General features: G+C 63.9%; 16 protein-coding genes. 9 read left to right on the top strand and 7 right to left on the bottom strand.

The window, feature by feature from the left end; all coding sequences use genetic code 11:
• Window positions 1-7 precede the first annotated feature (7 nt).
• The 4 genes from AC6LJY_RS00530 (at window position 8) to AC6LJY_RS00515 (ending at window position 3,290) form a co-directional block, all read left to right on the top strand.
• The gene (locus tag AC6LJY_RS00530) at window positions 8-589 is read left to right on the top strand and encodes an NUDIX hydrolase (RefSeq protein WP_046803466.1); all 582 of its coding nucleotides are present in this window, start codon (window positions 8-10) and stop codon (window positions 587-589) included.
• Window positions 586-1,398 (top strand): leucyl/phenylalanyl-tRNA--protein transferase, encoded by an 813-nt coding sequence (gene aat, locus AC6LJY_RS00525; protein WP_498135060.1) that lies wholly within the window; start codon window positions 586-588, stop codon window positions 1,396-1,398. Before AC6LJY_RS00530 ends, aat begins: the two co-directional genes overlap by 4 nt.
• Window positions 1,399-1,445: 47 nt before the next feature.
• A complete protein-coding gene (locus tag AC6LJY_RS00520; protein WP_104143552.1) occupies window positions 1,446-2,180 on the top strand; it encodes an arginyltransferase in 735 nt (244 codons plus the stop codon).
• 66 nt (window positions 2,181-2,246) lie between these two features.
• Entirely contained in the window at window positions 2,247-3,290 is a 1,044-nt protein-coding gene (locus AC6LJY_RS00515; protein ID WP_498135059.1) for a quinone-dependent dihydroorotate dehydrogenase, read from the top strand.
• A 146-nt stretch (window positions 3,291-3,436) separates the two neighbouring features.
• Here the strand turns inward: AC6LJY_RS00515 and AC6LJY_RS00510 are convergent, their stop codons facing one another.
• Entirely contained in the window at window positions 3,437-4,015 is a 579-nt protein-coding gene (locus AC6LJY_RS00510) for a phasin family protein (protein WP_046803469.1), read from the bottom strand.
• A gap of 382 nt (window positions 4,016-4,397) precedes the next feature.
• Between AC6LJY_RS00510 and AC6LJY_RS00505 the strand changes: the two genes are divergently transcribed.
• The gene (locus AC6LJY_RS00505; protein WP_046803470.1) at window positions 4,398-5,375 is read left to right on the top strand and encodes a tripartite tricarboxylate transporter substrate binding protein BugD; all 978 of its coding nucleotides are present in this window, start codon (window positions 4,398-4,400) and stop codon (window positions 5,373-5,375) included.
• Window positions 5,376-5,465: 90 nt separating this feature from the next.
• Here the strand turns inward: AC6LJY_RS00505 and AC6LJY_RS00500 are convergent, their stop codons facing one another.
• The 3 genes from AC6LJY_RS00500 to AC6LJY_RS00490 all read right to left on the bottom strand — a co-directional run bounded on the left by AC6LJY_RS00500 (window position 5,466) and on the right by AC6LJY_RS00490 (window position 8,111).
• Window positions 5,466-6,329 carry an IclR family transcriptional regulator gene (locus tag AC6LJY_RS00500; protein ID WP_104143548.1) on the bottom strand — a complete coding sequence of 288 codons (864 nt, stop codon included), beginning with the start codon at window positions 6,327-6,329 and terminating at the stop codon, window positions 5,466-5,468.
• Window positions 6,330-6,451: 122 nt separating this feature from the next.
• Window positions 6,452-7,267, bottom strand: coding sequence for a competence/damage-inducible protein A (locus AC6LJY_RS00495; protein WP_046803472.1), 816 nt, complete (start codon window positions 7,265-7,267; stop codon window positions 6,452-6,454).
• A gap of 34 nt (window positions 7,268-7,301) precedes the next feature.
• Window positions 7,302-8,111, bottom strand: a complete 810-nt coding sequence (locus tag AC6LJY_RS00490; RefSeq protein WP_104143547.1) for an EI24 domain-containing protein — start codon at window positions 8,109-8,111, stop codon at window positions 7,302-7,304.
• 64 nt (window positions 8,112-8,175) lie between these two features.
• Between AC6LJY_RS00490 and AC6LJY_RS00485 the strand changes: the two genes are divergently transcribed.
• Window positions 8,176-8,559: a thioredoxin family protein gene (locus tag AC6LJY_RS00485; RefSeq protein WP_104143546.1), complete on the top strand. Its 384-nt coding sequence runs from the start codon at window positions 8,176-8,178 to the stop codon at window positions 8,557-8,559.
• A 73-nt stretch (window positions 8,560-8,632) separates the two neighbouring features.
• On the opposite strand, the gene AC6LJY_RS00480 is transcribed toward AC6LJY_RS00485, so the two are convergent.
• From AC6LJY_RS00480 to AC6LJY_RS00470, 3 genes are all read right to left on the bottom strand, one after another.
• Complete coding sequence (locus tag AC6LJY_RS00480) at window positions 8,633-10,123, bottom strand: DEAD/DEAH box helicase (protein ID WP_104143545.1); 1,491 nt, start codon at window positions 10,121-10,123, stop codon at window positions 8,633-8,635.
• Window positions 10,124-10,505: 382 nt separating this feature from the next.
• A complete protein-coding gene (locus tag AC6LJY_RS00475; RefSeq protein ID WP_046803475.1) occupies window positions 10,506-10,841 on the bottom strand; it encodes an AzlD domain-containing protein in 336 nt (111 codons plus the stop codon).
• Window positions 10,838-11,587: an AzlC family ABC transporter permease gene (locus AC6LJY_RS00470; protein ID WP_046803476.1), complete on the bottom strand. Its 750-nt coding sequence runs from the start codon at window positions 11,585-11,587 to the stop codon at window positions 10,838-10,840. Before AC6LJY_RS00470 ends, AC6LJY_RS00475 begins: the two co-directional genes overlap by 4 nt.
• A gap of 298 nt (window positions 11,588-11,885) precedes the next feature.
• Between AC6LJY_RS00470 and AC6LJY_RS00465 the strand changes: the two genes are divergently transcribed.
• From AC6LJY_RS00465 to AC6LJY_RS00455, 3 genes are read left to right on the top strand one after another with little or no spacing between them, the layout of a single operon-like run.
• Window positions 11,886-12,101, top strand: a complete 216-nt coding sequence (locus AC6LJY_RS00465) for a zinc-finger domain-containing protein (protein WP_006217686.1) — start codon at window positions 11,886-11,888, stop codon at window positions 12,099-12,101.
• A gap of 43 nt (window positions 12,102-12,144) precedes the next feature.
• Window positions 12,145-12,567 (top strand): YybH family protein, encoded by a 423-nt coding sequence (locus AC6LJY_RS00460; protein ID WP_006217685.1) that lies wholly within the window; start codon window positions 12,145-12,147, stop codon window positions 12,565-12,567.
• Between the two features lie 17 nt (window positions 12,568-12,584).
• Window positions 12,585-13,685 carry a YheT family hydrolase gene (locus AC6LJY_RS00455; protein ID WP_046803477.1) on the top strand — a complete coding sequence of 367 codons (1,101 nt, stop codon included), beginning with the start codon at window positions 12,585-12,587 and terminating at the stop codon, window positions 13,683-13,685.
• Window positions 13,686-13,728 lie beyond the last annotated feature (43 nt).

The raw sequence follows: 13,728 nt of genomic DNA, 5'->3' as shown, positions 1-13,728 counted from the left end.
CCTACCCATGACCGCGAAACCGTCCATCGAATACTTCCCCGCCCCCCGCCGTTCGCTTTTTTGCAGCCAGTGCGCCACGCCCATCACCCGCCGGGTGCCGGAAGGCGACAACCGTGAGCGCGACGTCTGCGATCACTGCGGCGCGATCCACTACCAGAACCCGCGGTTGGTGGTTGGCACGGTGCCCGTGTGGGAAAACCGCGTACTGCTCTGCCGCCGTGCGATCGAACCGCGCTACAACACCTGGACGCTGCCGGCGGGTTTCATGGAATTGGGCGAAAGCACGGCACAAGGCGCGGCCCGCGAAACGCTGGAAGAGTCCGGCGCGCGCATTCAGCTTGGCGAGCTCTACACCATGATCGACCTGCCGCAGATCGACCAGGTGCACGTGTTCTATCTGGCCCAGGCACTGGGCCCCGAACTGGACCCCGGCCCCGAAAGCCTGGAAGCCCGCTGGTACGACGAAGCCGACATTCCCTGGGACGACCTGGCGTTTCGCACGGTGGTAACGACCTTGCAACACTACTTCGACGACCGACGCCAAGGCGCGTTCGTGCCCCATCACTACACCCTAGAATCGCACCGTTGAAGCTGCCCTGGCTTGCCGTCGACACCCCGTTTCCGCCAGCGGAATATGCGCTGACGGAACCCGACGGCCTGCTTGCGGCCGGCGCGGACCTGTCGATGGACAGGCTGATCCAGGCTTACTCGAACGGCATCTTTCCCTGGTATTCCGAAGGCGAGCCCGTGCTGTGGTGGAGCCCCGACCCGCGCATGGTGCTGGCCACCAAGGATTTTTCGCCGTCCCATTCGCTGCGTAAGCTACTGCGGCAGATCGCAGCGCAGGAAATCGACGCCCAGCCGCGCGTGCAAGTGCGTGTCGACACGGTGTTTTCGAGGGTCATGGCGCAATGCGCCGCGCCGCGTGACGGGCAACCGGGCACCTGGATCACCGCCGCCATGCAGCAGGCGTATGCCGAATGGCATCGGGCGGGCTACGTGCACAGCATCGAAACCTGGATCGACGGCGAGCTCGCCGGTGGCCTGTATGGCATCAGCCTGGGGCGCATGTTCTTTGGTGAATCCATGTTTACGCTCGCCCCTAACGCGTCGAAGATCGCGCTGGCGTACCTGGTTCGCTACCTGGCCTCGCAAGGCGTCGAGCGCATCGATTGCCAGCAGCAGACCCAGCATCTGGCCAGCCTGGGCGCACGCCCGATACCGCGCGCGCAGTTCCTGCAACATGTACGCCGGGCCGCCGCCCAGCCCCCGATTTCTTGGGCGCCGGGCACGCTGGACAGCCTGGGCCGCCTGTTGCCCGCGACCCGTTCCACACCCCACCAGGCAGCGGAACCGACGCGGGATTCAGCGTCCGATGCAACGCCACTTAAGCGTTAATATGTAGCCATCGCGTCGCGGACGTACCGCGCGATGCGCACTTCCCCATGAGCCAGCTCAAAGAACTTCCCTTCTCCACGCTGCAGTTCTATGCAACCGCGCCTTACCCGTGCAGCTACCTGCCGGGCCGCCAGGCGCGGTCGCAGGTTGCCGCGCCCGGGCATCTGATCAACGCGGGCACCTATTCCCAACTGGTCGAACAGGGCTTTCGCCGCAGCGGTCTGTTCACGTACCGTCCCCATTGCGACAACTGCCATGCCTGCGTGCCGGTGCGTGTCGACACGTCGGGCTTTGCCCCCAACCGCAGCCAGCGGCGGGCGTGGCGCGATCACCAATCGTTGCAGTCGTTCGTTGCTGAATTGGCGTGGTCGCCCGAGCACTACCGGCTGTATACGCGCTACCAGCAAGGCCGGCATCCGGGCGGCGGCATGGACGAGGACAGCCGCACGCAATATGCGCAGTTTCTGCTGACCAGCCGGGTCAACACGCGGTTGGTTGAATTTCGCGACGCGGACGGCGTGCTGATGATGGTGTCCATCATCGACGTGCTGGATGACGGGCTGTCGTCGGTCTATACCTTTTACGACCCCGATATCGAGGGCAGCCTGGGCACCTACAGCATCCTGTGGCAGATCGAGCAGTGCCGCACGTTGAACCTGCCGTGGCTGTACCTGGGCTACTGGATCGCCGAAAGCCGCAAGATGTCTTACAAGTCCAGCTTCCAACCCGCGCAGTTTCTTGTCGACGGGGAATGGCGGAATCAGGACTACCTGTCCCTTTGATCGTGCCGTACGGTGCGCGGCCCGATTGCGGCAAGCGCGGCGAAATTGGCTCTACAATTCCGCCCCATGTCTATCCTCTTCCACGCCTACCCCCTGGCCCGCCCGGCGCTTTTCGCCATGGACGCGGAAACCGCCCACGAAGTCACGCTGTCGGGCCTGCAACGCGCCTATGAATGCGGCGCGACGCGCAAGCTGATGCATGCGCAGCCCTCGGCGCCCAGCACGCTGATGGGCATGCGGCTGGCCAACCCCATCGGGCTGGCGGCGGGGCTGGACAAGAACGGCGCCTATATCGACGCGCTGGGTAACCTGGGATTTGGTTTCATTGAAGTCGGCACCGTGACGCCTCGCGCGCAACCCGGCAACCCCAAGCCGCGCATGTTCCGCTTGCCGCGCGCCAACGCGCTGATCAACCGGCTGGGCTTCAACAACCAGGGCCTGCCCGCGTTCCTGGCGAACGTGCAGCGCAGCCAGTGGCGCAAGCAAGGCGGCATCCTGGGCCTGAATATTGGAAAGAACGCGGACACGCCGATCGAGCGCGCCGCTGATGACTACCTGATCGGGCTGGACGGCGTGTACCAGCATGCCGATTACGTGACGGTGAATATTTCGTCGCCCAACACCAAGAATTTGCGCGCGCTGCAAAGCGGGGACGAGCTCTCTGCCTTGTTGGCGCAACTGGCCGACAAGCGCCGTGCGCTGGAAGACCAGCACCAGCGCCGCGTGCCCATGGCGGTAAAGATCGCCCCCGACCTGACCGAAGAACAGATCGACGCCATCGCCGACACGCTGCCCCGCCATGGCATTGACGGCGTCATCGCCACCAACACCACGCTGTCGCGAGATGCGGTCACCGGCCAGGCGCATGCCGAAGAAGCCGGCGGCCTGTCGGGCGCACCGGTGCACGAGCTGTCATTGAAAGTGATTCGCCGCCTGAAGGCGCAGCTGGGCAACAGCCTGGCGATTATCGGAGTGGGCGGGGTGTTGTCGGGCGCACAGGCCCGCGAAAAGATGGACGCCGGCGCGGACGCCGTGCAGTTGTATACGGGCTTGATCTACCGGGGCCCCGCCCTGGTGGGCGAATGCGTGCGGGCTACGGCAAAGCGCTGAACGCTGCCTCCCCACGCACGCGGCGCGCAGCGCAAGATGCGGGACAAAAAAAAGGGGCCACCCGGTGGGTGGCCCTAATTCCAGCTCTGCTCTGTCACTCAACAGTACTACATTACTGCGATTTGCGCAGCATCGCGCGCCAGGACTCAGGCGGTGCGACGGCTACGGCTGGCAACCTTGGTGGCGGCGTCGGCAGCATCCGTCGCAGCCTTGAAGGTCGCGTTGGCGGCGGCATTCAGGTTCGATTCGGCGACTTCAGCGGCCTGCTTGGCAGCCTTGGTCACGGAGTCGTAGGCGCTGGTCGCGGTGGCCAGCGAGGACTTGATCAGGGCAACGGCGCTTTCCGAACCAGCCGGAGCGTTCTTCGACAGTTGGTCGACGGCTTCGCTCAGTTGCTGCTGGCTTTCAGCGATTTGCTCTTCGGTCAGCTTGACCAGGCTGCCTTGCACGCCGGCAACGATGTCGTACACGTGCTTGGTGTAAGCCATGGCCTTTTCAGCGCCCGGCTGCAGCAGGCCCGACGCAAACGCGGCGGCTTCCTGCGGATCCTTGACTTCAGAGGCTTGTTGCGACTTCTGGGCGACTTCGTCCAGCGTGGCGCGCACAACCTTCATGTTCAGCTCAACCAGCTTTTCAAAGCCGGCGAAAACGGCGGACTGGGCAGCCACAAAAGTGTTGATGCTTGCCTTTTGGCGGTCCAGGACTTGCTGCGGAATTGCGCTCATAGAATGCTCCTTTAGGGGTAGCCGGAAGCTTTCCGGCAAGAAGGATTGGTGTCTGCGACGAGAAATAGGAACGTGCGCGGAAACTGGTACTACAAGCTACCGCCGGCCCGTTTGATGCACTGCACAATTCACATTCTAGACTGCCATAAATTGCTGTCAAGCAGTTTTTGTGCAACGCAACAAGTATTTGCACTTTAACGGTGCAGGCGCGTGCACGCCATTGATCCAGAACAAGGTTTTGCTCTGCTTCGGGAAAAACCCGACATGACGGCGTATCAATTCTTTTCTAAACTGCTTTCACGCTGATGACAGAAAAAACAATCCATAAGTCAGCGGCCAAAAACTAAATCGCAGCAAGCAAAACCCTGCAATTGGAGACTTCATGACCTTTATTCCCCGCACGCTTACGGCCCTGCTCGCGGCCAGCGCCATGTTCGCGGCCGGCGCCGCCCACGCGGAATTTCCGGAACGCCCCATCAATATGGTGGTGCCGTTCGCCGCAGGCGGCCCGACCGACAACGTCGCCCGATCGCTGGCCGAAGCCATGCGGCCGAGCCTGGGACAGACGGTCGTGGTTGAGAACAAGGGCGGTGCCGGCGGCACCATCGGCACCACGCAGGTTGCGCGCGCCCAGCCCGATGGCTATTCCATTCTGCTGATGCACGCCGGCTTCTCCACGGCGCCGTCCCTGTACAAGAACCCCGGCTACGACCCGTACAAGAGCTTTGAGCCCATCGGCCTGGTGGTCGACGTGCCCATGACCATCATCGCGCGTTCGGACTTCCCGCCGAACAACATCAAGGAACTGGCCGAATACGTCAAACAGAACAAGGACAAGGTCTCGCTGGCCAACGCCGGCATCGGCGCGGCCAGCCACCTGTGCGGCACCATGCTGGTGGAAGCGCTGGGCGTCCAGCTGCTGACGATTCCGTACAAGGGCACCGCCCCCGCCATGAACGACCTGCTGGGCAAGCAGGTCGACCTGCTGTGCGACCAGACCACCAACACGACGCAGCAGATCGAAAGCGGCAAGGTCAAGGCCTATGCCGTGACCAGCCTGAAGCGCGTGCCCACGCTGGACAAGCTGCCGACCATGGACGAATCCGGCTACAAGGGTTTCGAAGTGGGCATCTGGCACGGGATGTGGGTGCCCAAGGGCACGCCCAAGCCGGTGGTGGACAAGCTGATCAAGAGCCTGCAGGCCGGCCTGGCCGACCCGAAGTTCCAGGAACGCATGAAGCAGCTTGGTGCCACGGTGCTGACGGCCGAAGCCAACCCGCAGGCACTTGAGGCCAAGGTCAAGCAGCAGGTTCCGCAATGGGCCGAGCTGTTCAAGAAGGCAGGCGTCGAGCAGCAATAAGCTGACGCTGACGGCCAACCCTGGCCGAATGGCAAAAAAGCCCCGAAAGGGGCTTTTTTCATGGTCCGGACCGGCGCGGGCGCGGACTGCTCAGGGCCGCAAGGCTTCCGCCGCCATGCCCAAGCCGTTGAACCCGGTGGACACCGAGGGTTCGTAGCCGAGCGCCTCGGAAATGCTGGCGGCGGTATCGACCAGCGCGCGAATCCAGTCGTCCTGCAAGCGTTCGGCCGGGGCCGAGATGGACAGCCCCGCCACCAGCTTGCCGGTATCGTCAAAAATGCCGGCGGCGATGCAACGCACGCCCAGCTCCAGTTCTTCGTTGTCGCGGGCGTACCCATGGCGCCGTACCAGCGCCAGTTCACGTTCCAGGCGATCCAGGTCGGTCAGGCTGTTGCGCGTATGGCCGGCCAGGCCGGTGCGCAGCGCGTACGCGCGCACTTGGCGCGCATCGCCGGTGGACAGGAACAGCTTGCCGGTCGAGGTCAGGTGCAGCGGGGCACGGCCGCCAATGGCACGCACCACCTGCATGCCCGAGCGCTCGCTCCAGGCGCGGTCGATATAGACGATTTCGTCGCCCTGCTGGACCGACAGGTTGATGGTCTGCCCCGTTAGCTTGTGCAGGGACCGCATGGCGGAAATGGCCGCTTCGCGAACGTTCAGCCGCCCTTTCACCAGCGACCCCAATTCCAGCAGGCGCATGCCCAGCTGATACAGGCCGTTGTCCACGCGTTCAACGTAGCGTCCGACGACCAGGTCGTTCAGGATGCGGTGCGCGGTCGAGGCATGCAGGCCGGTGGTGGCCGACAATTCCTTGAGGGTGACCGGGTCTTGCTGCGCGGCCAGGGCGTCAAGCAGGCGCATGGCTCGCTCGATGACCTGGATGGCGATGGGGTGGCCGGACGCGCCTTCGGTCTCGGCGTCCAGGGGAGTGCGGGGTGTCGTCAGACGGGGCATGGGGGAGATAGGCTCGCGCCGCAACGCCGTAAAAGACCGGCCTTGCGGCAACGCAGCAAACAGTTCTTTCCCGTATTGTGAAATTTAAGACGCCATTTTGCAATGGCTTTTTTGCGACGAGATCAAGCCGCGGCGGGCGGCGCCAGCTTTCCGCCCAGGCGCAGCACCTCGGCGCGCAGGAACTCCAGCGCCTCGGCGGCGGCCGCCGGTTCCCCTTTGACGCCCAGCTCAATATGGGGCGTTCCGCCCGCTTCGCCCACGCTGGGCAGGCTGAAGGCGCGCACGTCGGGCCAGCGGCTTTCCACGCTGACCATGGCCGGCGTAATGCGCGATTCGGGCATGCTGAACACCAGGAAAGAATGCTCGACATGGGCGCGCACATGTTGCAGCGCACGATAGCGTGTGTCCAAGGTCCATTCGAGCATCGGCCAGGCCATCACGGGAAAGCCGGGTACGAAGGTGTGGTCGTGGATGAAGAAGCCCGGAATACGGTTGTACGGGTTGGGAACGATCTCGCAGCCTTGCGGAAACACGCCCATTTGCAGGCGCTGCTGGTTTTCCGGCGCGCTCATGTCGGCCGTGCCCTGCCCCTTGGCCGCCATTTCGGCGGTGCGCAGCGCAATCGCCTGCTCGGCCTCCGGGTGCAGCGCCAATGGCAAGCCCAGCGCGGCAGCGGCGGCTTGGCGGGTGTGGTCATCAGGCGTGCCGCCGATGCCGCCGCAGGAGAACACGACGTCGCCCGTGGCGAAGCTGCGCTTGTAGGCCGCCACCAGTGTGTCGCGGTCGTCGGGCAGGAATTCGGCCCAACCCAGTTGCATGCCGCGAGCACTGAGGAGCTCGACGACCTTTGAAAAATGCTTGTCCTGACGGCGGCCCGAGAGGATTTCGTCGCCAACGATGATAAGACCGATGCGACGGGCGGCGGATTCTGCGGCCATGTCCAGTTCCAAAACGGTAAGGGTTAAATGCCGGTCAGGCTTCGATGACACGATCCTGGCGCAAACGCCGAAGCGCTTCCAGGCCGTAGTGCGCGTAGACCAGCGCCGAAAACACCGGCAGGATAATCCAGGCGGGCGGCAGCAAGTTCAGCAGTGAGCAAATAAGCCCGATGGTCCAGAAGCCGCCGTTGTTGCGTTCCAGGATCAGCTTGCGTTCTTCGGGGCTGGCGTGTTCCACGATGGCGTCCACGCGCATCATCCGCGAAAAAGCAAAGGCCCACCAGAAGATCGACAGGATGATCGCCATGGGCGGCACCAGCCACAAGGGCAGCGTCAGCACCCAGCCGGCGGCGAAGGCGGCCGATACCCAGATGGCGTTCCACACGCTGACCGCCGTCGAGAACTTGCCCTGCGGCGTCACGCTGGCATATTCGCGCTGCCCCACGTGGCGCAGCACAAGCGGCATCACGAAAACAGCGGCAATGGCCAGGCCCAGGATGCCGGACACGGGCAGCAAAATGGCGGCGGCAATGACGGGGATGAGATAGATCTTGAGCGAAAACAGGCCCATTGCGATCATCCATTCGTCGGCGCGATTCACCATGTCCCAGTGGGACACCTCGGCGCGCAGCCAGTCGGTCAACGGCGTCCAGAACAGATACAGCAACAGGAACGCGCCGACCAGCGCAATCAGGAATGGCAACAGCACCGCGAACAGCATCGTGGGATGGCATTGCGACACCAGCGCGCGCTTGAACGCCTGGCCAACGCTGACGGCGCCCGTGCCGGCGCCAGAGAATCGGCCATTGCCGGGCGCGGCGGTATCGGTGCGTAAAGCGGTCATAAGAGCTTGAAAAAGGGGGTGGACATCCCGGGTATGATAGTCAAACACGCCCCGATCTGCTCACATGTCTCTACTCGTACCCGGCTCTGACTTGGCCGCCTTGCGCGCGCGGCTAAGCGCAACCCCCGACACCTGGCTCATCGCCTGCTTCTGCGCGGCCTGGTGCGACACCTGCGAACAGTACAAGCCCAAGCTTGAAGCGTTGGCAGACGCCTTGCCGCAGCACGTGTTCGCCTGGATAGACATCGAAGACCATGCCGAACTGCTGGGCGATATCGATGTCGAGAACTTCCCGACTCTGCTGGTGCAAATCGGGTCGCGCGTGGTGTTCTATGGCCCCATGTTGCCGCACATCGGCCATCTGGAACGCCTGATTGAAAGCGTGGACGCGAACAGCCCGGCAGTCAGTTCCGAACTACCCGATCTGCCAAAACTGCTAGCCGCCTGATCCCCGGCTCCGAAAAAAACCCGCAAGGCCAAACGGCGTTGCGGGTTTTTTTTTATGCGGCGCGGGGCGGCAATCAGTTCTTGCGCGAGCCGCCCAGCAACACTGCCACCTGGCGCTTGGGCGACGACGAACCGCTGTCGTTCTTGGGCGCGGGTTCTTGCTCGGACGAAGACGACGCCGAGGGCTCGTAGGGCTTCAGGAAGAAATCATCCACCGGTTGGCGCGAGCCGCCCGACGTGTAGCCCGAGCGGCGATCGGATGAACGGCCACCGCGGTCGCCACGGCTTCCTTCACGGCTTGATTCACGCCCCTCGCGCGAGGACGAGGACGAGGACGACGGGCGGTCTTCGCTGCGGCGATGGCTGCGCGCCACGGCGTCGGCCGGCAAGTCCAGCGTGCCGCGCGGCACTTCGCGCTTGATCAGCTTTTCGATGTCGAGCAGGAAACGTTCTTCATCCGGCGTGAACAGCGCAATGGCTTCGCCCGATGCGCCCGCGCGGCCGGTCCGGCCAATGCGGTGCACGTAGTCTTCGGCGTTGTACGGCAGGTCATAGTTGATGACGCAAGGCACGCCGGCCACGTCCAGGCCGCGCGCGGCCACGTCGGTGGCCACCAGCACTTCCAGGTCGCCGGCCTTGAAGGCTTCCAACGCCTTCATGCGGTCGGCCTGGGTCTTGTCGCCGTGAATCGATTCAGCCTTGACGCCATCGCGTTCAAGTTCGCGGGCAAGCCGGGCCGTGCCGATCTTGGTGTTCGAAAACACGATCACCTGCTTCAGGCCGCGCGACTTCACCAGATGCACGACGGCGGCGCGCTTGGCGTCGCTGGACATCTTGTAGGCGATCTGCGTGATGGTGGTGGCCGTGGCATTGCGCGCCGCGACTTCGATCTCGACCGGCTGGTTCAGGTACGAACGGCCCAGTTTGCGGATTTCGTTGCTGAACGTGGCCGAAAACAGCAGGCCCTGACGCTGCGCGGGCAGCAGGCGGATGATGCGTTCCAGGTCGGGCAGAAAACCCATGTCCAGCATGCGGTCCGCTTCGTCCAGCACCAGGATGCCGACCTGGCTCAGGTTCACGTTCTTTTGTTCGACGTGGTCCAGCAGGCGGCCGGGCGTGGCCACCAGGATTTCGCAGCCGCGACGCAGCGCTTCTTTTTGCGGACCGATATCCACGCCACCGAACACCACGGCGGAACGCAGGGGCGTTTGCTTGCTGTAGCGCTTGACGCTTTCGAACACCTGGTCGGCCAGCTCGCGCGTGGGCGTGAGGATCAGCGCGCGCACCGGGTGGCGCGCGGGCGAGGCGCTGGTGTTGGCCAGCGGCATCAGGCGGTGCAGGATGGGCACGGTGAACGCGGCCGTCTTGCCGGTGCCGGTTTGGGCGGCGCCCATGACGTCGCGCCCTTCCACCACGACGGGGATGGCTTGCGCCTGAATGGGCGTCGGAATGGTGTAGCCGGTTTCGGCGATGGACTGGAGCAGCAGCGGGTGCAGTCCAAAATCGGCAAACGTCGGCGCGGGCGCGTCGGCGGGGGGTGCTACGGATTGAGTGGATTCAGTCATCAGGGTTTGGCAGATACCGGGACCAGTGAAAAAGAACAAAACGAGAGTGCTACATGCACTGCACTACATATGCATCGGGGCAATCTGAATACGCGTGGTCGCATCGCGACGGCACGCAAATCGCCGCGAAGCGGATTCGGCTTCGCGGGCAATCGGCACCCTGCCTTGCAGGCCAGCGGGCGCATTCGGGATTCGATACTTATGAGGGCAGTACCAGGCCCGGATTGCTGTGGATAACGTGGATTTTAGCGCAGGCGCCCTACCACAACATCAAAGAGTGGTTTCAGACGGGTACGGCAACACCGCCAGACAACGGGCACGCCCGCTTCCAGCCGGTTTAGACTGTCCACCAGGTGGACTAATCATGATGGAAAGCCGAACATCAGCCGGCCAGCCAGCGCAGCCCCCACAAGACCAGCATGCCGACCACGATCACCAGCACCGCGCTACGGGTGCGGAGAAAAACCAGGATGGCGACCAGACCGGCCACCAGCTTGTAATCGAACACCGGCCCCAAGCCCGCCTTCCAAGGCAAGAGGTCCGGCACGACGATGGCGGTCAGCGCGGCGGCGGGCGCATAGCGCAACGCGCGGCGCACGCCATCGGGCAAAGGAATGTAATCGCCGAAAAGCATGAAGCCGGCGCGCGTCAGGACGCTGCACAGGGCCAGCAACAGGATCGCCGAATAGACGTAGATCTCGGAGGGCCAGAGGGTCATGGACGCGCCTTGAAGAATCGTTCGGCCCACATGCCGGCCACGACGCCCGCGATGACGGCCGCGGCCAAGCCCAACCGCAATGGCAGGACCTGCCCGGTCCAGGCCACCACGCCGGCGGCCAGCATGGACACCAGCATCGGCTTGGAATTGGCCAGCGGCACGGTAATCGCCAACAGGGCCAGCACCGCCGCAAAATCCAGCGACCAGCCGGTGGGCACCATGGTGCCTAGGTAAATGCCGACGATGGAAGACGATTGCCACACCAGCCACCCCGGCACGATGGTGCCCAGGAAGAACCAGAGTTGATCGCGCGTGCCGCGTTCGGCCGAATCGCCGTAGCGCGGCATGAACAGCACGAAGCCCATATCGGTGGTGAAGTAGCCCAGCCCCAAACGCTTGGGCCAGGACAGATGCCGGAAATACGGCTGCAAGGCCGCGCCGAAAATCAGAAAGCGCAGGTTCACGACAAAGCCGGCGGCGAAGATCAGCCACAGCGGTGCGCCCGTGGCGATCAGCGGCAACGACGTCAACTGAGCCGAGCCCGCGTACAGCAAGAGCGTCATGGCCAACGCCATGGATTCGGTCAGCCCCGACTTGACCATCGCCACACCCGTCACCAAGCCCCAGGTTGCCGTGGCGATCAACGCAGGCACGATAGCGTGCACGCCGGCGCGAAAGGCGTTCAGGCGTTGCTGGCGCACCGCGCCGGGATCTTCGGATTCAGAAAGCGCGGATTCAGAGGACAACGGCTGGCCCCTGGCGGTTCGGACAGGACGACATGGGAACTCTTACGGATTGCGTGGGCCGAATGGCACCACGCCGGTGCGCGAATAGGCCGGTATTGTAACCTCGTCGCTTGATACAATACGCGCCTGAAAATTCTTGGCTGGTCGGGCCTGGCGCGGCGCAAAATCGGCCATGGTGAATGGCCGCGTCCCGAAGTACCATCACTGGCTAAGTCAGTTGTGATTCGCGCGGTGGGTTCAATACCGGCCGCACATTGCCCAACCCGCCGTTTATCGGTTTTTTTATTCAGGAAGATCCATGACCGCTGCCCCGGCCGCCGTCCCGAACGCTCACGAAGTCATTGAAGTCGGCGCTGAAGACCTGCCCGTTTTCTGTCCCGGCCCGAAGGCGCCGCTGTGGAGCATGCACCCGCGCGTCTTCCTTGACGTGGCCCGTACCGGCTCTGCAAGCTGCGCCTACTGCGGCGCGCAATATCGCCTGAAGGCCGGCACGGTGCTGCACGGCCACCACTAAGCCAGCCGCCTTCGACGCTCAACGCCACGGTTACCGCAGCCCTATGTTTGCCACCCCCGAAGAAGCCGAACACGCGTTCTACGAAGCCCTGGAACAGGGGGACTGCGTCCGCCTGATGCAGGTGTGGGCCGACGACGAAGAAGTCGTCTGCATCCACCCCGGGGGCCTGCGCATTGTCGGCCACTCGGCGGTGCACGACTCCTGGCAGCAGGTGCTGTCCAACGGGCCGCTGCATGTCCGTCCGCTGCGCCCGCTGGTCATGCTCAGCATGATGTGCGCGGTGCACGTGCTGGTTGAACAGGTGGCGGTGCGCACGCGCGAAGGCACGCAGTTTGCAAACTGCTACGCCACGAACATCTACCACAAGGGTCCAACCGGATGGCGCATGGTCATGCACCATTCGTCGTCGGCGCCCACGGAAGCCGGGGTGCTCGACTTGCACGACGTACCCGACATGCTGCATTGAATCGGGTGGATTTTTAGTTGGCCGCTGCTCGTCTTGACTCGTCTCCATGCCCCGTCCCCTCCTGGTTACCCGGAGGCGACAGCCAGACGGTCTACGCGTCCTTGTTCGCGCAATACCACCGGATCGCCTTCGTGCGCGACCGAGTGGACACGCCCGACACCGATTTCGTAGACTTCGACTGGACCGGACCCGGCCTGTTTCCGCACAAGGCTGCCGACGGTGCGCCTGTCAGCGGACAGGGCCCGGTTGCCAATGGCAAGACCGCCGCGGCGCGATGGATGACGGCCCCCGACTGGCAGTCGCTGCCGCAAACGCCCGACACCCCCGCCCTGATCCTGTTCCATGGCCTGGAAGGCGGCAGCAACAGCCGCTACGCCCAGTCCGTTGCCCATTATTTCCGCGCGCGCGGCTGGATCGTCGTCATCGCGCATTTTCGGGGTTGTTCGGGCGTGCCCAACCGCTTGGCGCGCGCGTATTACTCGGGTGATTCCGCTGAAGTCGGCTTCCTGCTCAAGACCGTGCGCGACCGCATTCCGCACGCGCGCTGGCATGCGGTGGGCGTGTCGCTGGGCGGCAATGCGCTATTGAAATACCTGGGTGAACACCAGGAAGACACCACCTGGCTGACCGCCGCGGCAGGCGTTTCCGTGCCGCTGGACCTGGTCGCCTGCGGCAAGACCCTGTCCACCGGTATCTTCAACCGGCGCGTTTACACCGCGCATTTCCTGAAGACGCTCAAGCACAAGGTATTGGAAAAGGCGCACCGTTTTCCTGGCGCGATCGACGTGATGCGTATCGCGCATGCGCACGACCTGCGCGAATTCGACGACACCTACACCGCGCCGATGCACGGGTTTCGCAATGCGCTGGACTACTGGACGCGCGCGTCCAGCAAGCCGTGGCTGCCCAAGATCTCGGTGCCCACGCTGGTGCTCAACGCCCGCAACGACCCCTTCATTCCGGCAGCATCGCTGCCCAAGCCGGAAGACTGCTCGCCAACCATCTTGCTGCACCAGCCCAGCGACGGCGGCCATGCCGGCTTTCCGACGGGCGCGTTTCCCGCACACCTGAACTGGCTGCCCCAGCGGCTGGGCCGCTTCTTCGAAACGGGCCTGTAGCTGTAGCGGTAAGCGCGGCAGTAGTTGGCCGCTGGCACAAGCG

The sequence above is a fragment of the Achromobacter sp. RT286_PF genome (genome assembly GCF_059760425.1).
The sequence above is the reverse complement of the archived record's forward strand: the minus strand, read 5'-3'. Positions and strand labels throughout refer to the sequence as shown.

What these genes read in the sequence shown, in the direction of transcription:
- AC6LJY_RS00475 (WP_046803475.1), bottom strand. Translation starts at nt 10,841, where the DNA reads ATGACCCTCTGGCCCTCCGAGATCTACGTCTATTCGGCGATCCTGTTG.
- AC6LJY_RS00530 (WP_046803466.1), top strand. Translation starts at nt 8, where the DNA reads ATGACCGCGAAACCGTCCATCGAATACTTCCCCGCCCCCCGCCGTTCG.
- AC6LJY_RS00510 (WP_046803469.1), bottom strand. Translation starts at nt 4,015, where the DNA reads ATGAGCGCAATTCCGCAGCAAGTCCTGGACCGCCAAAAGGCAAGCATC.
- AC6LJY_RS00515 (WP_498135059.1), top strand. Translation starts at nt 2,247, where the DNA reads ATGTCTATCCTCTTCCACGCCTACCCCCTGGCCCGCCCGGCGCTTTTC.
- AC6LJY_RS00485 (WP_104143546.1), top strand. Translation starts at nt 8,176, where the DNA reads ATGTCTCTACTCGTACCCGGCTCTGACTTGGCCGCCTTGCGCGCGCGG.
- AC6LJY_RS00495 (WP_046803472.1), bottom strand. Translation starts at nt 7,267, where the DNA reads ATGGCCGCAGAATCCGCCGCCCGTCGCATCGGTCTTATCATCGTTGGC.
- AC6LJY_RS00465 (WP_006217686.1), top strand. Translation starts at nt 11,886, where the DNA reads ATGACCGCTGCCCCGGCCGCCGTCCCGAACGCTCACGAAGTCATTGAA.
- AC6LJY_RS00505 (WP_046803470.1), top strand. Translation starts at nt 4,398, where the DNA reads ATGACCTTTATTCCCCGCACGCTTACGGCCCTGCTCGCGGCCAGCGCC.
- AC6LJY_RS00500 (WP_104143548.1), bottom strand. Translation starts at nt 6,329, where the DNA reads ATGCCCCGTCTGACGACACCCCGCACTCCCCTGGACGCCGAGACCGAA.
- AC6LJY_RS00490 (WP_104143547.1), bottom strand. Translation starts at nt 8,111, where the DNA reads ATGACCGCTTTACGCACCGATACCGCCGCGCCCGGCAATGGCCGATTC.
- AC6LJY_RS00480 (WP_104143545.1), bottom strand. Translation starts at nt 10,123, where the DNA reads ATGACTGAATCCACTCAATCCGTAGCACCCCCCGCCGACGCGCCCGCG.
- AC6LJY_RS00460 (WP_006217685.1), top strand. Translation starts at nt 12,145, where the DNA reads ATGTTTGCCACCCCCGAAGAAGCCGAACACGCGTTCTACGAAGCCCTG.
- AC6LJY_RS00520 (WP_104143552.1), top strand. Translation starts at nt 1,446, where the DNA reads ATGAGCCAGCTCAAAGAACTTCCCTTCTCCACGCTGCAGTTCTATGCA.